Here is a 23,093-nt window from a genome sequence, read left to right on the forward strand (position 1 = left end):
GCTGTTGGTTGATCGTAAACGTTAATCACAACGGTATCTGTTGCTGGTGTACAGGTTCCATTGCTAACGGTCCATACTAGTTGATACGTCCCCTCTTGGAGGTTATTAATATCAGTATCAAACTGTGTGGCATCTGTAAATGTAACTGCACTTGGTTGTACATGAGAAGCATCTTCACTCCACATTCCTGTTGCCGTTCCTTGAGGTGCATTACCCGCTAAAGTTGTCGTATAGATATTACATAAATCTTGATCTACTCCAGCGTCAGCTGTTGGTTGATCGTAAACGTTAATGACAACGGTGTCTGTTGCTGGTGTACAGGTTCCATTACTCACGGTCCATACCAGTTGATACGTTCCTTCTTGGAGGTTATTAATATCAGTATCAAACTGTGTGGCATCTGTAAAAGTAACTGTACTTGGTTGTACATGAGAAGCATCTTCACTCCACATTCCGGTTGCGGTTCCTTGAGGTTGATTTCCTGCTAACGTTGTGGTATAAATATTACATAAATCTTGGTCAGCACCTGCTAATGCTATTGGCATTGAGTAAACTAAGACATCAACAGTATCAGTAGCAAAACACAAACCTCTATCAATTGTTCTAACTAATTGAAAGGTATTTGTTGCGGGGTAATTCAACGTCGTAGAAAAATTAGGTTGAGCAATGGCTCCATTATCTATATCACCAACAGGATTCCATGAATAAGTATATGTATTAATAGGTTGATTACCAATTTGAATCACATCATCTGAGCAAACTGTATGAGATGTAGCAGGTGATATTAAAGGTAAATTAATTAATATTTGAGCTGGTGTACAAGTACATGGATTTAAACTCGTATCAATAACAGCTATTAACTTACAACTACTTCCTCCAGGGATATCAATTGTTCCTGAATATCCATAAGAAGAATTACTAGTTAATTGATCCTGAATCGTATCGTTTGTAATATATGTATCAGCAGCAGAGAATACACCATCATTATCTGTATCTTGGTAAAACTGAATAATTGTTTCAGTACCTGTACTAATCGTTTCTCCAGAATTAAAGATATCAAAACTTATATTTCCAGTTTCTCCACTTGGCGCATTAGGTGTAGCATAAGACCCTATTGAATTAGACATATCCAAATACCCTTTATAGATAAAGATATTTTTTAGGGTATCAGCTGTCGCAATATCAATATTACAAAAAGATCCTGTAGAAGAGCAGACAGCTCCTCCATAAGTTGTTATTTGAGATGCTAATTGCAACACTCCGCATTCTAAATCATCTGGGCTACCATTAATTGTAAAAGAGAACTTGGTGGTATCACCAACACCTACTCCTTGTGGGAGTTTCCATGCTAATTCATCTACCCCATTATTATTAACGATCGAAGGTACACCATTAATTGGTGCATTCAATATCCCAGTAAAAGAATTCGCATCATAACTAATTCCATTATCTAATCTAAAATAGACAGAATCATTAGCGCCAAAAGATAATGGTCCATTATTAACCACTACCAATTCTACAGGTGTATTACCTAAGCATGGTGTAATGTATGTTGTGTTAATACGTATACTTGCTTCATAAGGCGGTAAGGCATCTCCAATAAAGACTTGGTTAGACACTCCTACATTAGAATTAAACAATCTTCCACATCTAGCTTCTCCAGTAGTTAAACAGGTCACCCTACTTCCTGATACATAATCACAATCGGTAAGGCAGCTAAAACGAATGTAATATTTATTTAGTGTTTGATCTAGCACTCCTTGAAGACCATCTGCTCCTATGATAGCATTTAAAGCAGAGATATCCCATTCCCAATTGTTCCCGGATGTATTGACAGGATTAGGAATACTAACATACGTTCCAGACTCAGGATATTTCAAATAACAACTTCCAGGTTCAATAATCATTCCAGATGGGACATTAATACTTGTTGTTAAATTAAATGCATTTCCTAATTGAAAATCTGTTACTTTAACTTCATATCTTGCCGTATCACATAAACCAATAGTATCTCCACCTAAAACAGTAATATAGTTAGATAACTCTGGCATCAAAGGTGTTATATATAGGGTTGTTTGTAAAGGATTACAGGTATATGAATTAACATCTATTGGGTAACCAGAACAATCCCATCCATGATAGACGACAATACTATCAGAGTTGCATCCATTAATGTGGGTATAAATAGTATAATTTAAGGTTTGTGCAGCATTAACATTCCCCATTTGGAAAATTCCAGTTGGAGAAGGGTAGACCATCGTTCCTGCATTTTGGTCGTATAAACTATCTGCTACGACTGTTCCTATTGTAGGAATCCCAAACCATGAGTTATGCGCATCTGAAGTATTAGAATTATTTGTTATACTTACATTCCAAACAGCAGTATTACTTGGGACATTTTGAGAAATTAGGTTACTCTGCAACAACAACTTAGGCTTATCATAAGAAATCCATTCATCTGTTCTTGTTACAATGGTATCATCCCAATAGTAGTTAGAGTTACTGGTGTGCGTTGCTGCATTATTGGTAGTTCCATACCACTGAGGAACTGTTTCAAACTCCCAATCGTATCTGATTCTTTTTGAGGTATCACCTTCAATACTACAGTTAGGTGATACAGTAATTTGGAATGTTCCATAATACCCCTCATCTCCATACATAATACTATCATTAACAGGATCATCACCATAGTACGCGTCTGTATTAAAAGTATATTCATTTCCTACAACAGTAGACGGTGTAAGTGGATACCAACCACCTACACTCCCTGTTCCTGTATTTCCAGATGTTGAACTTCGGCTATTGACCCCAGTAGTTCTATAAAAAATAAATCGAGAAGATTCATAAGTATAAGAATCTGGTAAGGTAACCTTTAGGTTTTCAGGATGAGCAAAAGGTCGGTATTCATTTCTAAATTTATTTTTAGCTCCGTGTGTACCAGCAATATACAAATAGTAATTCTGACTAAAAGTAACTAAATCACATGACTTTGTACTTCTAGAATCTCCACAACAGTTATAAAAATAAAATCCTAAAACTGTAAAGTTTTTAATTAAGTTTGGACACCCAAATTGATTGGTTACAGGAGCATTTGTAGCAATATCCGAACAATAAAAACGACTGTTAGAACTTACTACAACAATCCCTCCATTTACATTTTTGGTAACTTTATAATTCGATTTCAAAAATACAGAATCTTGATCTTGTAATGAATAGTTTGCTGGTAAAGCAGGGGTAAAGTTTAAAGCATTCAAATCCAATTCAAACTTAATGTCTTTAGTGGTACCTGTATTGGTGACTATTGGAGCCGGGACAATCGTAGCTGTATGATAAGTCCCTGTAGCAACTTGATACAATGTAAACTCTGCATCGACATACGTAAACAAATGTCCACCAGTTGTTAACTCTGTTGTAGCGACAACGTATGGCCAAATAGAGTCATTGAGTGAATTGTTGACATTTCCTCCATGTAAAATCTGAAGGGTGTCACCAAAAATCATTCGATCTTGTCGAATCTGAGTATAATCAATTGTTCCAGCAGGATCAGGTAGTCCGTTATTATCATTATCAGGAAGTCCTAAATTAATTCTTTTAGCATAATGTTTATTGAAATTAATTCCAGGACAAGGGTCTGGACAGACAAGATTTACATTAAATGAATTACATCCCATTCTTAGTTCATTATCACATCCAGTTTTTATATTTGGGGTATAATATGATGTCATCTCAATAGGATACGAACCACTACCACATGAACTACAGTCTAAGGTAATATCATAATCTATTGTCGACTCGTTGAATGTTCCTCCATTTGGAACAGGAATATCTGTATAATAAACATTTATTGTATCCCCCACTCTTGTCGATGAATTTGGAGAATAAACGACACCATCTGTTCTCGTTATTTTAAAAGAACTGGCATCAAAACCTAAGCATGAAGGCATCACAATTTGAAAGCGAAACTGGTCATTAGCTTGATTTCTTGGAATATAATGGTACCAACTATTATTCACATAACTAACATTAGCAGTTGAATTCCCAATCATTGTACCTGGAGAATTATCTAATGAAAAAGTATGATTAAAGTAAGTCCAATAGCTTCCTCCTGTTCTTAGGACTTCATAACTTTGCGAACATTTATTTTCATAATTCGCTTTATAATACCACAACAACATGTGTTGACGATTAGTACAACTTTTATGTTGAAAACAAGTAAACCAATCCCATTCTATATACACTGTATCCCCGGGAGCTACAGAATCGATAACATAATCGATATTACCTACCGAATTTGCAGGTAAACAGGATGACCAACTCGTCCCATATCGTGTAGGATTAATTAAGCTATCGCGGTGAAAAGGTTGAGGCACTCCGTTACGCGTCATCCTTATATTTGAAACATCAAACCCACTAGAAGAAGAAGTATTTCTACTATCCATTTGCACAAAAACATTATAGGCTGTTCCTGAACCTGAATTGGTAACATAAATCCCAGATGTATAAACTCCATCCTCGGTAAAACAAAGCGTATCATTAGTTATTGGACTATTATTCCAACCAGTATGACTGTTTCGGAAGTTATTATAACGTTGCATTTTCAAATCAGGAATTTCACCAGGAAATGTCACATTCGCACCATCAGTCAGCTCTTGACAATTTTCATTATTACAGCCCCAAAAATACCTAAAAGTGGATGCTGTAGAAACACAGGAAAGCACCTGAACGGTTTCACAAATGATTAATGTTTCACCTGGATCAAAAATATTATCTCCATTACCTATCGCTGTAAAATCAGCTCCATTAAATGTAATTTCTTCCGTTGTTCCATTGGTAACAACAGTTCCGACATCTACGCTATTTATTCCAATACCTGTTCCATGTACATCATGTAAAGAAAATTGAGCTAAACCACCTGAGCCTCCATTGATAATAGAAATACATCTTTGAAAAACCTCTCCCACTGTACCGATATGACTTTGCTCAGTAATATTTGTGATTGATAAGTTTGGAACAGATGCACTGTAAACTTGGCTGGTATGGACGATATTACAGTTAATGGTAGACCCATTGTTCGTCGCATCGTTAGTAATATTTACAACGTTTTGTACAATCCCACCTGCATCTAAAAACGTTTGCAACTCACATGTTGCATCAACATCAATCGTGAAAGAAAGTGTATTGTTATTGGTTGTTGAAACATCAATATCAGCTATGGAAAAAACAGGATTATTTAAGTCTGTAATATTCGTTTCTGTAGCATTACTTGAACTTCCTGCAATGTAATTGACCCCATCAGGTAAATCAATAGTCACTTCGAAATTACTTAAATAAAATGGAGAGACATTCTCCATATTAACCGTAAAAGTAGCTTGATTCAGGCATGGAGCCAAACTGGTACCGTTAACTGTAAAATTATCAGTTGTTGAATTTATCAATACAAAATTACATTGGGAATATGTATAATAATTGCTAATTAATAAAATTAGAATTGCTTGAATAACCTTATTCATATAGTAGAGTTGGTTTTAGTTCTTGTAGAAAAATAGACGCAAAAATATAACAGTAGTTGTTTATTTTTTTCAAAAATCACATAAAAATTAACATATTTTTCTGCAATAAAGTCCAAAATAAGATGAACGATCATAAAACTCTGATAGACAAACAATAATAAGCTAACTAATTTTATATTTCAACAATTTCTCAAATACTTTGATTTGTTCAAGGTTGGTAATTTCTAACTGTTGTATTGAAATTCCATTTTTGAGTGAAATAATAATTTTATTGGACTGATAATCGATCCCTTTTACACATTCCCAAGTGATTAACTTAGCATCTAATTTTGAACCTATGATTATTCCTTCATTACAAATTCCAAATTGCCATTTTTTATGCAAAAAGAAATTAAATCCTAATGCCAAAAGCCCACCTAAACCATAATCATAAGCTAATGGAACAACCTCTCCATTACCAATATAAACGATATAAAAGTGAACCAATGTCAGAATAGAGTACAATAAAAAAGGGATTAAAACCCACGCAATTTTTCTCTTTACGACACTAAATCTATTAGCTTTTTCGATGCTCTGAACAGCAACAATGAGACGGTTTTTCATTTGTAACCTCAACAACCAATATATCCCTCCTATACTTGCGAGTATTAAAGGAAGCAACAACCTGATGGAGATATTAAAATTTGGATGTAAACTGTAGATAATGAAAATTAAAAAGAAAAGAGTCACCATTAAATGTTGCCTCAACTCTGACTGAGCATTCAAAAACTGTACTAACATGATTGGACAAAGATAATTGATTCTTACTATTTTGTTTAGTAATCCTCCCCTATCACTTCTATTTTTTTCTCATTAGTAATATTTATAGTTGGTGTACCTCTCTTGTTCTCAATTCTTCCTGTTAAGCACACCTTTTTTCCTTTCAATTCTTCTTCAGGTAGGTAACTAAAATTAGCCCGAGCATCTTTCCATATTGTTACAGAAAAAATTTGATTGGGAAACTTCTTATCCAAATTTAAAAATACTGCACCAGACTTTTCACTGTATTTAGTTGAGACCACTGTTCCACAGACACAACTTTTAGTTCCAATATTATACTGAGCCTGAACTGTATTTATTTTCCCTTTAGGTAAGGTTGTTGGATTTATTGGTTGTACATTCCCATCATTCACCCCTACTTGCCAATCCTTTTCTATGTATTCTTCTTTTAATTTACTTGCTAAATCTTCTGGTAAGTTAGAGTAAAAACGGAGCCCTGTTCTTCTTTCAATAACGTCAATTGAAGTAGCATAACTCATAATCGGATAGGTACAATCTCCATTGGGGATTAGAAAAGCCACTCCTCTTTTTTCCTCTCCAGTAATATCTAAAACAATTTTATAATACAATTCAGGTATAGAAACTTCATTCGCCCTTCCTTCATTTTTCATGGTAGGTAAACTATCATGTAAAACTGGGCCAGTAATCACATAAACCGGTTCATTATGATATAAGACGTAATCTCTTACTGCATTTTCTAACTCTGCCCATTTTTCACGATTTAACTCTGGTAATTGGGGAGACATATTAGAATAATAATAAGATTCACTTAATGCTATTGGCGACCACCTAAAATCTGCTGACGGTGCTAGATGGCCTCTATCATAACCACTGTACCAATAATCAGCTTTTACAGCTGTTCCAGTAGTCACTAAAGAATCTTCCCTAAAATCGTTTGTCCTAGAAGTATTTCCCTCTTCAATATCTGGCAACACCATGTGCATTACCCATCTCGCTTGTTCATGTTTTTCATCATACCCCAAAACCATCGCTTGATGTTGAACTACTTGCTCTCCAAAATTACTCTTAGGAAAACCTATACTGATTAAGTCTTGCTGAATTTTCTTTAACTTTAGTTCTTCTAATTTTTTTTGAGTGGAGACTTTTGCTGTATTTAACTCAATAATTAATTGTTCTTCACGAAGAATCTCATCCTCCAAAGATTGCCCGTATATTCCTGTAACTAACCAAAAGCATAGTATTACCAATAGATTAACTTTCACTTCTTTTATCTGTTTTATTTAAGTTAAAGGGGGTAGAAATAATTCCAATTCATAACAAATATAGACAAATGATTATTTATACACATTAAATCTATCTTAAGTCTAGTCCTTTCACTTGATTATTTTCAAAATGATTTTTGTATTTTTGTACTTCACAACAAAACAAAGCTAACTTGAAAGTATATAGAAACCTTGATGATTTTATTGGTGTCAAGAAACCAATAGTTACAGTAGGCACATTCGACGGCGTGCATATTGGTCATCAAAAAATCATTACTCGATTAGAAGAAATTGCAAAACAAAAAGGAGGAGAAAGTGTTTTATTAACTTTTTTCCCTCATCCTCGTATGGTTATTTTTCCTGAAAATAACAACTTAAAACTCATAAATACGTTGGATGAAAAAATTAAACTTCTTGAATCATTTGGCTTAGATCATCTAATTATTTTACCATTTGATAAATCTTTTTCACGTATTACTCCCACAGAATACATTAGGGATTTTTTAGTTAGTAGCATTAAAGTTAATACACTCGTAATTGGGTATGATCATAGGTTTGGGAGAAACAGACAAGGTTCATTAGAACTCTTAAACGAATTAGCTCCAGTATATGGTTTTGAGGTTGAAGAAATATCAGCGCAAGAGATAGATGAAATAAAAGTGAGTTCTACTAAAATTAGAAATGCAATTTTAGATGGAGCTATTGATATCGCTTCTGATTATTTGAAGCACCCTTTTTCTATCAAAGGAACCGTCATAAAAGGAAATCAAATAGGAAGAACGCTTGGTTATCCTACTGCAAATATCTCGGTAGCAGAGCAATACAAAATCATCCCTAAGAATGGCGTATATGCCATACAAGGGATAATTGATGGTACAGTTTATGATGGGATGTTAAACATCGGAAACAGACCAACTGTTACTAAAGATACCAATGAAACAATTGAAGCCTATTTTTTTGAGCTAAACAAAGACATTTACGATAAAGAAATAGAAATACTATTTATCAAAAAATTAAGAGATGAAAAAAAGCATGCTTCTATTGAGGATTTAAAACTGCAGTTAGAAAAGGATGAAGCTGCTACCAAGGCCATTTTACACGTATGAAGTATTTAGTTCTACTCTTTTTGTTTTTTGGAATTAACTCTGTTATTGGACAAGTTATTCCTGAAAATTTAGATACCTGTTATCAATACTCTTCATTGGAAGAAGCTTTAGTTACTCCTGAAAATGTAAGGGTCTTAATTTTAAAAAAACAAAAACTAAATAAAATACCTCAAAAAATAAGTCAATTAAAAAACTTAGCTTACCTTGACTTATCAAGAAATAAAATAACTGAAGTTCCTTCTTTTATTAAAGAACTAGAACAACTCGAAATACTAGTACTAAACAAGAATAATATCAGTCAACTACCGACAGAATTTTCAGCGTTAAAACAGTTAAAAAAATTATACCTCAGTAAAAACAGCATTGAATACTTTCCTCTCCCTATATTGGAATTAGAACAACTTGAAAAATTAATCCTCAACCAAAATTCCATAACTACAATTCCTTATGCTATTCAGGATTTATCTAAGCTAAAGTATTTAGATTTATGGGATAATGATATTACTTCATTACCTGAAAGTATAAAAAACCTTAAACAACTAGAAGAGCTTGATTTAAGAATCACACCTATCAGTCCGAGCAATAAAGAAAGCATCCAAAAATTATTACCTAATACCACCATTCATTTCTCTAATTCCTGTAATTGTGGATATTAACATTCTTCAATTGATAACATCATCTGATCTGGCATTAAATATGTATAGGTATTTGTAATTTTATAGTTTACACTTAAAACTAGTTACACCTGTTTACTTATTCAAATGACAAAACTTTTCAATATAATTATTCTTAGTTGCTTAATTCTTTTTACAAGTAGTAGCCCCTTAAAAAAAGACAACAGTACCTTGAAAAAACCTCCTTTTTTTCAAGGTGGAAATGCTAAGATATGGGTTGATAGTGTTTTTAATACGCTTTCTGAAGAAGAACGAATTGCTCAACTTTTTATGGTTGCAGCTTATTCTAACAAAGACCAAACACATGTTCAGTCTATAGATCGACTAATTAAAGACTATAAAATCGGTGGTTTAATTTTCTTTCAAGGAGGTCCTGTCCGACAGGCCATTTTAACCAATAGATATCAAAAGGAGAGTAAAGTTCCCTTATTAATTTCTATTGATGGGGAATGGGGATTAGCCATGCGACTAGACAGTACTATGAAATTCCCTAAACAAATGACCTTAGGAGCAATTCAAGACACCTCAGAACAACTCATTTATAAAATGGGGGAACAAATCGCTAAACAATGTAAAGCTTTGGGAATACATGTCAACTTAGCTCCTGTAGCTGATGTTAACAACAACCCTAAAAATCCTATCATTAGTTATCGTTCATTTGGAGAAAATAAATTTGCAGTTGCAAGAAAATCGTTAGCCTATATGAATGGCATGCAAGATTTTGGAGTAATGGCTAATGCTAAACACTTTCCTGGACATGGGGATACTGATAGTGATTCTCATAAAACGTTACCTATCATTAACCATTCAAAAGAGCGTTTAGACTCTCTAGAATTATACCCTTTTAAACAGCTTATCAACAATGGATTAGGAAGCATGATGGTTGCTCATCTCTATATGCCACAAATTGATGCAACTCCTAACAGAGCTTCTACACTATCACCTAAAATCGTTAATGGATTGCTGAAAGATGAATTAGGTTTTGAAGGACTTGTTTTTACAGATGCGTTAAACATGAAAGGAGTTAGCAGTTTTTATGAACCTGGAAAGGTTGATGTGGCTGCGCTATTAGCAGGTAACGATGTTTTACTTTTTTCTGAAGATGTTCCTAAAGCCATAATCGAAATCAAAAAAGCATTAAGCAACAAGGCTATAACGCAAGATGAAATAGATAACAGGTGTAAAAAAATACTTTTTGCAAAATACTGGTCTGGCCTCCACCAAAATAAATTGATAGAACCACAAACATTACAACAAAAGCTTCATACAAAGGAAGCAGAAACCATCAACACTAAACTCTTTGAAAATGCAATTACATTGTTAAAAAACGAAAACAATATCATTCCATTAAAAAGATTAGATACCTTAAAAATGGCCTCTATAAGTTTTGGTGCAAAAAATGATAATGAATTTAATCAATCAATAGATCGTTATGCCAATTTTGACCGTTATTCGTATCCCATAAAAGTTCCTAAATCTGATATTTCAAAAGTCTTTGAGGAAACCAAAGACTACAACCTACTTCTTATCACCATTCACGATATGAACCAACGCCCCTATCAAAATTTTGGTATTACCCGCTCTTTAAATCAAATTATAGATAGCTTAGCTAGTCATCACAAAGTTATTCTTAATATTTTAGGTAATCCCTACACTCTGAAAAAATTTACTGCAGCTAAAAAGTCAACGGCTTTGATTATGAGCTATGAAGAACATCCACTAACTAAAGATCTAAGTGGTCAATTAATTTTTGGAGGGATTCCAGCTCTTGGAAAGCTTCCTGTTACAGCAAGTAAAGACTTTCCGATAAACAGTGGGATTATTCTAAAGGAAAGAACCAGATTTAATTATACTACTCCTGAAGCCCTAGGTATGAATAATGCATTTTTTCATCAAATAGATACTATTATTGAAAGTTGTATTAAAGATTCTGTTTTTCCTGGATGTCAAATTTTTGCGGCAAAAGACGGACATGTATTTTTTCAAAAATCATACGGTCACCACACTTATAATGAAAAAATAGCCGTTACAAACTCTGATATTTATGATCTAGCATCCATTACTAAAATAGCAAGCTCTACAGCTGCTCTAATGAAATTAGAATCTGAGCAAAAAATTAATGTCGACTCTACTTTACACACTTATTTAAGTGACTTAGTAGATACCACAGCATATAAAAACACCAAACTAGTAGAAATGCTTACCCATCAAGCAGGTTTTACTCCTTGGATTCCTTTTTACATCAAAACCACCAAATATAAAAAGCCTTTACCTGAATTGTATAATAAAACTAAAACTGCCAAGTACTCTGAAAGAGTCGCTGAGAACTTATACGCTGTTCCTAGTTTAAGAGATACTATTTTCAAACGAATTCTAAACAAAGAAATCTCTGCAAGAAAAAAGTATAAATACAGTGATATTGGTTATTATTTTATCAATGAGATTATTGCACGTCAAACACAAATGAGACAAGATAAATACGTAAACACTTCTTTTTACGCTCCTTTAGGACTAGGTAATATCGGTTATAAACCAAGAGATAAATGGGAGTTGAATCGTATAGTCCCAACAGAAAAAGATAATTATTTCAGACACCAATTAATCCATGGAGATGTACATGATCAAGGTGCAGCAATGTTAGATGGGGTTTGTGGCCATGCTGGTCTTTTTGCTAATGCCAATGATTTAGCTGTTATGATGCAATTATTTATGCAGTACGGCACGTATGGTGGTGAACGTTATTTCAATCAAGCAGTTGTAAAAAAATACACCTCTTCACCTTATTATATTGCTAATAAAAATAGAAGAGGTATTGGTTTTGACAAACCTGTACGCGGTGGCGGAAGCGGCCCAACTTGTAGCAAATGTACTTCCAACAAAAGCTTTGGTCACTCAGGCTTTACTGGAACAGTTACCTGGGCTGACCCTGACAATGGTTTAGTATATGTATTTCTATCAAATAGAGTTTATCCTGATGCTACCAATAGAAAAATTATCAAAACAAGTGTACGAACAAGAGTACAACAATTGTTGTATGATGCTGTAAACTCAATAAAAGAATAAAGATTTATTGCTTTTTCTTTTTATTTTTTCTAGCTTTAATAATTATTATAACGGTTATAAAAATTGGCATAACAACCAAAAAACCAAGTGTAAATAATGAAGTTGTCTTAACTGCTGAAGATAATAAAAATGTCATAATAAGATCTATTTTGTTTAATGTCATAAAATTATCAATTAAGTAGTTTAAGATTTAAAATGATAATCATATAAAAAACTGACATGGGTCATAAATCAACTAAAACTATGAAGGCTATTCTAACATTTACCTTATCTCTTTTTATTGGACAAACCATTTCTTTTGCACAAGCAGAAATGGAGGTTATGGAACAAGAACATAAAGCAGAGGTCTTTTTAGAGCAAAACTTAATGGATTTCAATGCTAAATACCATTCTGCATTTATTGCTGCTTATCAAAAGTTTGAAAGTATCTTAGGTGAGAAAGAACAACAAAAAGACTACATCCAATATCAAACTAAGATTGATTTCAACGCTGGAAAGAATGAAACAATTCGTTCGAATGACCAAAGTTCTTTCTTTGTTGTCAATTTTGATTGTCAACAAGATGAGCTGATTGCCAGAGCAATGTACAACGATATTATTAAACGTATTTTAACAGTCTCACCTAAAGGTTTTACAAAATCATCAGCTAAACTTAATGGCAATGATATTACAACCATCAAATTCAATCCAAAAGAAACTGACAAATCTGCTCACCAACCTATCACTGAGGTTATATTAGACTATGAAAATTTAACGATCTCTATTCACCTTACTGCTCCAACCCAACAGTAAATGGAACAATCTAAAGAGGAGTTTTTATCCATTATTCGTAACGAAATTCAATCTATTTTTGAAGGAGAAGGATCTGGACACGATTGGTGGCATATTTATAGAGTGACTGAAACGGCAAAATCAATCGCTCGACAAGAACAAGCCAATATTTTCTTAGTTGAATTAGCTGCCCTACTCCATGACCTGGGTGATCATAAACTATTTGATGATTCACAAGAGAAATTAATAGGTGAATTATTGCAAAAACACCATTGCCCGAACAATCTTATAACAGAAGTATTAAACATTGTAAAGTCAGTTTCGTACAAAGGGGCCCATGTTAAAACGACTCCCTTAACACTTGAAGGTAAAATAGTACAAGACGCTGACCGCCTAGATGCTATAGGAGCTATTGGTATAGCAAGAGCTTTTGCATATGGAGGTCATCACAATCGACTGATGTATCACCCTGAACAAACTCCTGAATTACACGATAATTTTGAAAGCTATAAAAATAGTAAAGGCCATACCATTAACCATTTTTATGAGAAGCTACTTTTGTTAAAAGACAGAATGCAAACACAAACAGGAAAAGAATTAGCAAAAAAAAGACACCAATATATGGAGTCTTTTTTACAACAGTTTTACTTAGAGTGGAATGGGCAATTAGATTCAATCTAAAAAACTGGTCAGTGGGCTACTTGCTTTGGCTACAATATTTTGAGCTCCTAACTTCGCTTCGTAAGCCATTCTCCCAGCTTCAACAGCCATTTGAAAAGCTTTTGCCATTTGAACGGGATTATCCGATACTGCAATAGCTGTATTGACCAACACTGCATCGGCTCCAATTTCCATAGCATAGGCAGCATGAGATGGAGCCCCTATTCCTGCATCAACCACTACAGGAACTTTTGCTTGATCTATAATAATCTTTAAAAAATCAGCCGTCAATAATCCTTTATTACTTCCAATTGGAGAACCTAAAGGCATCACTGCAGCAGTTCCTACCTCTTCTAAACGCTTACATAAAACTGGATCAGCATGAATATAAGGCATCACAATAAAACCTTTTTTAACAAGCTCTTCAGTAGCTATCAATGTCTCAACAGGATCGGGCATTAAATATTTAGGATCTGGATGTATTTCTAGCTTAATAAAATTCGTTTCTAATGCTTCACGTGCTAATTCAGCAGCAAAAACAGCTTCTTTAGCATTTCTTACTCCAGAAGTATTCGGTAAAAGATTAATGCGTTCATGCTTCAAATGATTTAAAATGGAATCTTGTTCATTTTTCAATTCCACTCTTTTTAAAGCAACAGTTACTAACTCAGATTTTGAAGCTAAGAGTGCCTCTTCCATCACCTCAACAGAACTAAACTTTCCTGTACCTGTAAATAACCTTGAGTTAAAAACTTGATCTCCTATTTTTAAATGCTGCTCCATAACAATTGTATTCTAATACTTTTCACTAAAAAACCCGTTTAAATATTAAACGGGTTTTCAAAATTAAGATATAAATTCTTTATAATTATTTAGATTCCAAAAATTTATTCAAATCTTCTTTTGTTGAACTAAAATCAAAGTCTTTATTTACTAAGTAATAGTTATCTACATCATAAGTTCTACTATAAGCATATTTAGCAAATTCTAACTTTTTATCCTCAAAATCAAACACAGACATGATATCTCTAACTTGGCTAACTGTTATACATCTATTTTTTATTGCTTGTTTAGCAACATTCATTTTATCATCTGAAAAACTCTCATCTTCTATTGAGCTTTTAATGGATTGAACACTTGATTCTGGTATAGGACATCCTACCCCCCCTGTATAGCCACTTACATATACAACCGAACTCGTCATAGTTCCATCTGCTTGTGTATTAGAAGCTCCATAATCTACTCCAGAAGTAGAGGTAGTTGTAGTGGTCGTAGTGGTTGTAGTAGATGTAGATGAATAATCAGCACCATTGCTTGTAGATGTTGTCTCAATAGTTCCTGTTTCATTGACATTAACATTCATATTAACACCAAACCCTCCTATATTCATTCCTACACTTACATTTTCTGATTGTGTAGTAGCAGGAACCGTTGTAGTAGTTGAAACTGCAGGAGAGGTATTGGTATTGGTTGTGGTAACGACTTGTTCAGTAACTGTAACTGTTTGTTCAACAGGTTGTACAGGCTCAGGTTGAATTTCAGTTGTATGGTATACAATTACTGATTGATCTGCATTTTCAACAGCATTTTCAATTGCAACTTCCCCAAAGAACCTTAGCTTATACCCTTTTTTAGTATTTACAATTCTCATGGTAACCTCTTTCCCCATTGACTCATACCAAATTGTTTTATTTAAATCAGGCGTACCATCTTGGAAAACAACCTTAATGCTTGCATTAGGATTAGTTAAACCGGTTATTTTAACATTAGTTTGCGGTTCTGCATTTTGTTTAATTCCATTTACAATTGCATAAAAAGGTTTAGGATCTTCTGCAAAAATGACTAAATTACTTGTTTTTTGTGCTAGTGCACCTAATGTTGACGAGGTTATTAATAACGCGGTGAATAATAATTGTTTCATGATATTGGTTTTATAAAGTTGACATTACTAAAACTATGCCAACTTATCGTCCACAAAAAAACAAAAATCATAAAACTAAACCAAATATTACTTAAGATAATAGTCAGTTGTATAGAAGATGTTAAGAGTGTCAAACAATTTGTTAAGCCAATGTTAACTCTAAATTTTTCTCTTTAACAAGTTTTCTTAAATTAATTAAAGCATAACGCATTCTTCCCAATGCTGTATTAATAGAAATATCTTTAGCTTCTGCAATATCTTTAAAGCTCATTCCCATAAAATGCCTCATTTTTACAATTTCCAATTGATCTTCAGGCAACAACTCTACTAAATCTCTAACATCTTGAAAAACTTGCTCCAACACCATATCATCTTCTATGGTTCCCTCCTCTAAATTTAAGATATCAAAAATATTAAAATCCTCATCCTCTTTAGGTTTTCTTTGGGCTACAAAAGTCATTTTGGAAGATTTTCGGAAATGATCGATAATTAAATTATGTGTAATTCTCATGACCCAAGGCAAAAACTTCCCCTCATCATTATATTTTCCTTTCTTAAGTGTTAGAATAACTTTTGTAAATGCATCTTGAAAGATGTCATTTGCCAATTCATCATTTTTCACCATCATTAAGATATATGAAAAAACTCTACTTTGATGACGGGTTAATAAAACTTCAAAAGCTTTTTCATCTCCTTGAATATACTTTGAAACGAGTTCAGCGTCGCTTATTTTTGTTAATAGCATAATAATACCTCTTTTTAAGTAAAAAATTTATTTTAATCAATAAATGTTGTTAAAGTAGATATTATTCTATAAGCGTAATTTTTAAGATTTGTGTTTGAGAAACCTATTAAATTTTAAATGGTTGCCTCCTTTTAATATTTTTTTTAGCGGGACAAATATATGTATTTTTTCCGACTATCAAATTTATACTTAATAAATTGATTTTTAGTTAAGAAAAGTTGACGTTCATATCCTTTTATAGTTTAAACAAACCATAATTAATGTTAACATTTTCAAAACATGAAATCAACATACTATATATATTCCCAAAAGATTTGTAATTTTGTGAGATTACGATAATAGAGAATTAAAGAATAAAATGGAATTAAAAGAGGTGTTAGAGAGATATGAACCTGTTATTGGTTTAGAAATTCATGCTCAATTAAATACAAAAAGTAAGGCTTACAGTAATGATATTAATGAATTTGGAGCAATCCCAAACACCAATATAAGTCCTACAAGCTTAGGTCATCCTGGTACGCTTCCTGTTTTTAACGAGAATACATTAAAATATGCGGTCAGATTAGGGCTTGCATGTCATTCTAATATTACTCGTGATATGCATTTTGATAGAAAAAATTATTTCTATGCTGATTTACCTAAAGGCTACCAAATTACACAAGATAAAACTCCTATCTGTCGAGGTGGTGCCATTATGATTAAAGGTGATGATGGTAATGAAAAAGCTATTGAGCTAACTAGAATTCACATGGAAGAAGATTCTGGAAAGAGTACACATGACATGGATCCATTTGACACGTTAATTGACTTAAACAGAGCCGGAGTACCATTGGTAGAAATAGTTACTGAACCAGTGATTAAGTCTGCCAACGAAGCCTATAATTACCTTACAGAAGTTAGAAAACTCTTACGTTACTTAGAAATTTGTGATGGGAATATGGAAGAGGGAAGTATGCGATGTGATGTGAACATTTCTATTATGCCAAGAGGTTCTAAACAATTTGGACAACGTGTAGAAGTAAAAAACATGAACTCTATGCGTAATGTTGCCAAAGCCATTGAATTTGAAATTGTTAGGCATGCTGAACTGATTGAGAAAGGAGAACCAATTGTACAAGAAACAAGAAATTATGACGCTACGTCAAATTCAACTGTAGGTATGCGTAAAAAAGAAGATGCGCATGACTATAGATATTTTCCTGAACCAGATTTGACACCTCTTCACGTTACTCAAGCATATATAGACCAACAAAAAGAGGCCTTGCCTCCCCTACCTAATGACTTATTTAAAAAGTATCAAAAAGAATTAGGTTTATCTGAATATGACGCTACTAACCTAACAGAAAATAAAGGTATAGCACTTTATTTTGAAGATCTAATTCAAAAGACAAGTAATTATAAATCGGCTGCCAACTGGATGATGGGAAGCATAAAATCTTACTTGAATCAAAATGCTTTAACGATAGCTTCTTTTCCGATAAGTGTCGACAAAATTGCAGCGTTAATTAACATTATTGATGAGGGAAAAATAAGTAACTCTGTTGCCTCACAAAAAGTATTTCCTAAACTGTTAGAAACTCCAAATATATCCCCACTAACCATTGCAAAAGAAAACAATTGGATTACTCAAAGTGACTCTAATACTCTAGAAGACATTGTGTTAACGATATTTAAAGAGAATCCAGCTGAAACTGAACGTTTTAAAAATGGAGAGAAGAAATTAACTGGCTTTTTTATGGGAAAAATAATGAAAGCAACTAAAGGAGCTGCCGACCCAAAAACGACCAATCAAATATTGAATCAAGTGATTCAAAAACTTTAATATAGCATCGCATGAAATTTTTTAAATACACTATTCTTTCAACTCTACTAACAGTTTCTTTAGGTTCTTGTTCAGAAGAACCAAAAGAAGAAAGTCAACCAGTACAAACAACTGATTCGAAAGAAAACATAACATTTGAAAATGCTGTTAGCACAACACCAGAAAACCCTAATGCTACTCACTTTTCTATTCAAGGAACGTTAGCTGAAGGAAAAGATCAAAAGCTATTCCTATACTTTTTTTCTGGTCAACAGCCATCTATTATTGATAGTACTGTGATTCAAGCAGATCACACTTTTAAATTAGAAGGAAAAGGAGAAGGTTATCAGTTTTATGGAGTAGGATCATCTCCCAAAAAACTAAAATTACTTCTATTAAACAGCACAGAACAGGTTACATTATCTGGCGATTACAACCTTATTTCTAAAGCTGACATTGACGGCTCTGCTGATTCTAAAATATTGGATAACTATACTAACCAAAAGCAAGAGTTTTATACCAAAATGCAAGAATTACAAAATAAAATTCAGTCCTTTCCTCAAAATACCAACAGTCCAGAAAGGAATGCGCTTTTAAAAGAATCAGAAGCTTTAACTATTGAATTCACCAAATTTGTAACCAACTTTATTGACCAAAATATTGAATCTCCTGCTATACTTTCTACTACTGGAGACCTTTTTGATCCTAATAGCCAAATGGTCTATCTAAAAAAAATAGAAAACACATTGGCTAAAACAATGAACAATTCTATTTACCATAATTCATTAAAAGCCAACATTGCTAAGCTCCAACAACAAATGACCATGCAACAACCTAAACAAAATGGCAACGCTCAGGTTGGAATGCAAGCGCAAGAATTAAATTTCCCATCTCCTTCTGGTGAAAAAATCGCTTTGAGCAGTTTAAGAGGAAAAGTAGTTCTTATCGACTTTTGGGCCTCATGGTGTAAACCTTGTAGAATGGAAAATCCCAATGTTGTTAGACTTTATAATGAATATAAAGATAAAGGCTTTACTGTATATAGTGTTTCTTTGGATAAGGATAAAGGAAGATGGGAAAATGCAATCAAACAAGACGGTCTGGTATGGCCAAATCATGTGAGTGATTTGAAAGGTTGGCAATCCGCTGCTTCTGCATTGTATGGTGTTAACGGCATTCCATATACTGTATTAATCGATAAAGATGGTAAGGTAATTGCTACAAGTCTGAGGGGAATTCAATTAGAACAAAAACTTAAAGAAATCTTAGGCTAAAACAACCAAAATATGAAAAACTTACTATTTATATCTTCACTATTCTTAGGTAGTCTTTCGATCATCGCGCAAAAAGATGGAAGAAAAAACATTAAAATGTCTGGGAAGATCGCTGAAGCCCAAGGGAAGACAATATTTATCAACAGTTTTAAAAACAACAAAATGGTTCCGCTAGATTCAGCAACCATTAATAAAAAAGGAAAATTTAAACTTCAATTTTCAGTTCCTGCTGATAAAGCATTTTATAGTTTATCGTTCACTCCTAAAAATTATGCCTTATTAATTTTAGACAGTGCTTCTACTTCCTCTAAAATAACTTTTAATTCTCCTTCTACTACCATTACCAAAGATTACGAAATTACTGGTTCGAAAGAATCTGAAGACATCCTTAAATTTACAACTATTGTAAATAATTTTCAAGGTGAATTAAATCAATTAAAAGCTGCTTATGAACATCCTGATTCAGCAAAAATTGGACAACTAAAACAACAAGAACTATATCAAGGTTTTACTCAAAAAAGAAACGCTTTTGTAACACAACACTCCAACTCTTTAGCCTTGCTAATAACAACAGCATACTTCAATCCACAAACGGAGTTGGATTGGTATAAAAAAATTGAAAAAAGTTTAGCGGCAAGTGTCCCTAATTCTAATTATCATTTATCAATTAAAGCACAAATACAACAAATAGAAGCGGCAAAAAAAGCTAACAATAAACCTCAAAGGATTCAACAAGATCCTAATATTGGTCAACAATTTTCTGAATTAAACTTTCCTAATCCAGAAGGGGAGATTATGACAATGGAAGCCTTAAAAGGAAACTATGTTTTAGTTGATTTTTGGGCCTCTTGGTGTAAACCTTGTAGAATGGAAAACCCTAACGTTGTAAAGCTTTATAATAAATACAAAGACAAAGGGTTTACTGTATATAGTGTTTCTCTTGATACTGACAAGAATAGATGGAAAAATGCCATTCAACAAGACCAATTGACTTGGCCCAACCATGTTAGTGACTTAAAAGGTTGGAGAACACAAGCGACGAAAACATATCAATTCAGAGGGATTCCTTATACCATGTTGGTAGACCCTAAAGGGACTATTATTGCAACCAAATTAAGAGGACATCAATTAGAACAACAATTAGAAGCAATTTTTGGGGATTAATGACCTATAATCAGGTATTAGAAAAATTAAAACACTTTTGTGCCTATCAAGAACGTTGTCAAGACGAGGTTCTACAAAAACTATGGACCTATCATCTAGACGAAGAGGAGCGTTTAAATATTATTGCTCAATTAATTTCTGAAAACTACCTCAATGAAGAACGCTTTGCTATTGCATTTTCAGAAGGAAAATTTAGAATAAAAAAATGGGGGAAAAATAAAATCAAAATGAAACTTAAAGAAAAAAAAGTTTCCTCCTACTGTATCCAAAAAGGACTAAACGCTATAGAAGATGAAGAGTACACTTCTGTTCTACAAAACCTTGTCTCCAATAAATATGCTACTGTAAAAGCACCTACCCTATATCAAAAAAAACAAAAAGTCGCAGTATACTGCTATCAAAAAGGATATGAGTCTGATTTGATTTGGGAGCTCATCAATCAGTTGATCCAAGAATAATTTATAACTTTAAAGTCAAAACCACACACTATGATAAAAGACGCTTATATAATAGATGCAATAAGAACTCCAATAGGAAATTTTGGAGGAACTCTTTCTACTGTAAGACCCGATGATTTAGGAGCTTTAGTGATGAAAGAACTAATGAATAGAAATCCTACTTTAAACCCATCTGAAATAGAAGACGTATTATTTGGATGTGCCAACCAAGCAGGAGAAGACAACAGAAATGTTGCTAGAATGTCTTCATTATTGGCCGGACTTCCTCATACTTTAGGAGGTGAAACAGTGAACCGACTTTGTGCTTCTGGAATGGCTTCTACAATTAATGCCAGTAGAGCAATTAAAATAGGAGATGGTGATCTCTATATTTCTGGTGGAGTTGAAAATATGACAAGAGGTCCATGGGTAATCTCTAAGGTTTCTAAACCTTTTGGACGAGATGCTCAAATGCATGATTCAAGCTTTGGATGGCGTTTTATCAATCCAAAGATGAAAGAATTATATGGAGTCGATGGAATGGGGCAAACTGCAGAAAACCTTGTTGACTTGTATAAAATAAGTAGAGAAGATCAAGATCAATTTGCTTACTGGAGTCAAATGAAAGCAACTAAAGCGCAAGAAAATGGAATATTAGCAGAAGAAATCGTACCTGTTATCATCCCTCAAAGAAAAAAAGACGACATCATCTTTGACAAAGATGAGTTCATCAGACCAACAACTACAGTTGAAATATTAGGTAAATTGAGACCCGCCTTTAGAAAAGAAGGAGGAAGTGTAACAGCTGGTAATTCTTCTGGATTAAATGATGGTGCTGGCGCTATTTTAGTAGCATCTGAAGAAGCCGCTAAAAGAAACGGTCTAACTCCTAAAGCAAGAATTGTGTCATCTGCCATTGCCGGTGTTGAACCAAGGATAATGGGAATTGGGCCAGTTTATGCGAGTGAAAAAGCCTTAAAAAGAGCTGGGTTAACTCTAAATGATATGGATATTATCGAAATTAACGAAGCCTTTGCTGCTCAAAGTCTAGCTTGCACAAGAGAAATGGGATTAGCTGATAATGATCCTAGAATAAACCCCAATGGAGGTGCAATTGCTATTGGACACCCCTTGGGTATGACAGGTTCCAGAATCTTACAAACCGCAATGTTAGAACTACACCGAACCAATAAAAAATATGCCTTAGTAACCATGTGTATTGGTGTTGGGCAAGGATATGCAACAATTATTGAAAGAGTATAAAATAAATGGAAGAGTTTGTAACTAGACCAATTAGAGAAACTGAATTAAGGTTAATTCAGTTTCTCTTAAAACATATTAATGCTGATTTAAATCGCTTTCCTATTAGTAATACTGTATATGAATATGAAGGCGGTAAAATGGGGAGCATTAATTTAGTCAACCCTAACCAAGGAGAATACAAAGGAGACATTGCCATCGCTCAATACACTGATAGTGATGGCGTTATTGTTATGATTACCTTAACGATAGACCATAACAATCAATTATTAGATTTAGATTTTTGGAAAGTAAATTTTGAAAAACTAATCACTTATCCTACTCCTGATGATTTAATTTTTGAAAATTTTAAAGACATTAAATAGTTAATACATGATTTTGTCGAAAAAATAACACTTTTTAAATAAAAAAGTTGTTGTTAGTTTTATATATAGATTAGATTCCTTAATTTTCGTACTTAATTATTTGAAAATGAAATCTATATACCTACTATCTTTTCTAATTCTTAGCTCATTATATTCTATAGCCCAAAACGTTGGAATTAACCAAGCTAACCCTACGAACTCACTACATATATCTCCTGTTAATCTTGGAGATAACCCCTTACGTATTGATGGCGTGCAAACATACGCAGTTGGAGATACTTCACTCCTAATGATTAATAC

The 23,093-nt window shown here is 33.4% G+C and carries 18 protein-coding genes; 12 read left to right on the forward strand and 6 right to left on the reverse strand.

Annotated elements, in window-relative coordinates:
• The 3 genes from N4A35_08195 to N4A35_08205 all read right to left on the reverse strand — a co-directional run.
• On the reverse strand, positions 1 to 5,510 hold a 5,510-nt coding region (locus N4A35_08195; GenBank protein MCT4581380.1), incomplete at its 3' end, for a hypothetical protein.
• A 162-nt stretch (positions 5,511 to 5,672) separates the two neighbouring features.
• On the reverse strand, positions 5,673 to 6,290 hold the full coding sequence (locus tag N4A35_08200; protein ID MCT4581381.1) for a hypothetical protein: 618 nt from the start codon (positions 6,288 to 6,290) through the stop codon (positions 5,673 to 5,675).
• A 35-nt stretch (positions 6,291 to 6,325) separates the two neighbouring features.
• A complete protein-coding gene (locus N4A35_08205; protein MCT4581382.1) occupies positions 6,326 to 7,552 on the reverse strand; it encodes a DNA/RNA non-specific endonuclease in 1,227 nt (408 codons plus the stop codon).
• A gap of 173 nt (positions 7,553 to 7,725) precedes the next feature.
• Here N4A35_08205 and N4A35_08210 point away from each other — a divergent pair, with 173 nt between their 5' ends.
• The 5 genes from N4A35_08210 to N4A35_08230 all read left to right on the forward strand — a co-directional run bounded on the left by N4A35_08210 (position 7,726) and on the right by N4A35_08230 (position 13,847).
• The gene (locus N4A35_08210) at positions 7,726 to 8,658 is read left to right on the forward strand and encodes a bifunctional riboflavin kinase/FAD synthetase (protein MCT4581383.1); all 933 of its coding nucleotides are present in this window, start codon (positions 7,726 to 7,728) and stop codon (positions 8,656 to 8,658) included.
• On the forward strand, positions 8,655 to 9,314 hold the full coding sequence (locus N4A35_08215; GenBank protein MCT4581384.1) for a leucine-rich repeat domain-containing protein: 660 nt from the start codon (positions 8,655 to 8,657) through the stop codon (positions 9,312 to 9,314). The genes N4A35_08210 and N4A35_08215 overlap by 4 nt, the downstream gene beginning before the upstream one ends.
• 189 nt (positions 9,315 to 9,503) lie before the next feature.
• Positions 9,504 to 12,395 (forward strand): serine hydrolase, encoded by a 2,892-nt coding sequence (locus N4A35_08220; protein ID MCT4581385.1) that lies wholly within the window; start codon positions 9,504 to 9,506, stop codon positions 12,393 to 12,395.
• A gap of 243 nt (positions 12,396 to 12,638) precedes the next feature.
• Positions 12,639 to 13,187, forward strand: coding sequence for a hypothetical protein (locus N4A35_08225; protein ID MCT4581386.1), 549 nt, complete (start codon positions 12,639 to 12,641; stop codon positions 13,185 to 13,187).
• Positions 13,188 to 13,847 (forward strand): HD domain-containing protein, encoded by a 660-nt coding sequence (locus N4A35_08230; protein MCT4581387.1) that lies wholly within the window; start codon positions 13,188 to 13,190, stop codon positions 13,845 to 13,847. It begins immediately after the preceding gene.
• Here N4A35_08230 and N4A35_08235 read toward each other — a convergent pair.
• The 3 genes from N4A35_08235 to N4A35_08245 form a co-directional block, all read right to left on the reverse strand.
• Positions 13,839 to 14,609, reverse strand: coding sequence for a thiazole synthase (locus N4A35_08235; GenBank protein MCT4581388.1), 771 nt, complete (start codon positions 14,607 to 14,609; stop codon positions 13,839 to 13,841). The two genes, N4A35_08230 and N4A35_08235, sit on opposite strands and share 9 nt — an antisense overlap.
• 85 nt (positions 14,610 to 14,694) lie before the next feature.
• Complete coding sequence (locus tag N4A35_08240) at positions 14,695 to 15,747, reverse strand: DUF4476 domain-containing protein (GenBank protein ID MCT4581389.1); 1,053 nt, start codon at positions 15,745 to 15,747, stop codon at positions 14,695 to 14,697.
• Positions 15,748 to 15,889: 142 nt separating this feature from the next.
• Positions 15,890 to 16,492 (reverse strand): sigma-70 family RNA polymerase sigma factor, encoded by a 603-nt coding sequence (locus N4A35_08245; GenBank protein ID MCT4581390.1) that lies wholly within the window; start codon positions 16,490 to 16,492, stop codon positions 15,890 to 15,892.
• Between the two features lie 358 nt (positions 16,493 to 16,850).
• Here N4A35_08245 and gatB point away from each other — a divergent pair, with 358 nt between their 5' ends.
• The 7 genes from gatB to N4A35_08280 form a co-directional block, all read left to right on the forward strand.
• Positions 16,851 to 18,314: an Asp-tRNA(Asn)/Glu-tRNA(Gln) amidotransferase subunit GatB gene (gene gatB, locus N4A35_08250; protein MCT4581391.1), complete on the forward strand. Its 1,464-nt coding sequence runs from the start codon at positions 16,851 to 16,853 to the stop codon at positions 18,312 to 18,314.
• Between the two features lie 11 nt (positions 18,315 to 18,325).
• Positions 18,326 to 19,567 (forward strand): AhpC/TSA family protein, encoded by a 1,242-nt coding sequence (locus tag N4A35_08255; protein MCT4581392.1) that lies wholly within the window; start codon positions 18,326 to 18,328, stop codon positions 19,565 to 19,567.
• Positions 19,568 to 19,579: 12 nt separating this feature from the next.
• Positions 19,580 to 20,731 carry an AhpC/TSA family protein gene (locus N4A35_08260; protein MCT4581393.1) on the forward strand — a complete coding sequence of 384 codons (1,152 nt, stop codon included), beginning with the start codon at positions 19,580 to 19,582 and terminating at the stop codon, positions 20,729 to 20,731.
• Complete coding sequence (locus N4A35_08265; protein ID MCT4581394.1) at positions 20,731 to 21,189, forward strand: RecX family transcriptional regulator; 459 nt, start codon at positions 20,731 to 20,733, stop codon at positions 21,187 to 21,189. The genes N4A35_08260 and N4A35_08265 overlap by 1 nt, the downstream gene beginning before the upstream one ends.
• A gap of 33 nt (positions 21,190 to 21,222) precedes the next feature.
• Positions 21,223 to 22,431, forward strand: a complete 1,209-nt coding sequence (pcaF, locus tag N4A35_08270) for a 3-oxoadipyl-CoA thiolase (protein MCT4581395.1) — start codon at positions 21,223 to 21,225, stop codon at positions 22,429 to 22,431.
• Between the two features lie 5 nt (positions 22,432 to 22,436).
• Positions 22,437 to 22,793: a hypothetical protein gene (locus N4A35_08275; GenBank protein ID MCT4581396.1), complete on the forward strand. Its 357-nt coding sequence runs from the start codon at positions 22,437 to 22,439 to the stop codon at positions 22,791 to 22,793.
• Positions 22,794 to 22,899: 106 nt separating this feature from the next.
• Positions 22,900 to 23,093 (forward strand): hypothetical protein (locus N4A35_08280; protein MCT4581397.1); only part of this gene is annotated, 194 nt, incomplete at its 3' end.

It is taken from the genome of Flavobacteriales bacterium (genome assembly GCA_025210295.1).
GTDB lineage: Bacteria > Bacteroidota > Bacteroidia > Flavobacteriales_D > Parvicellaceae > S010-51.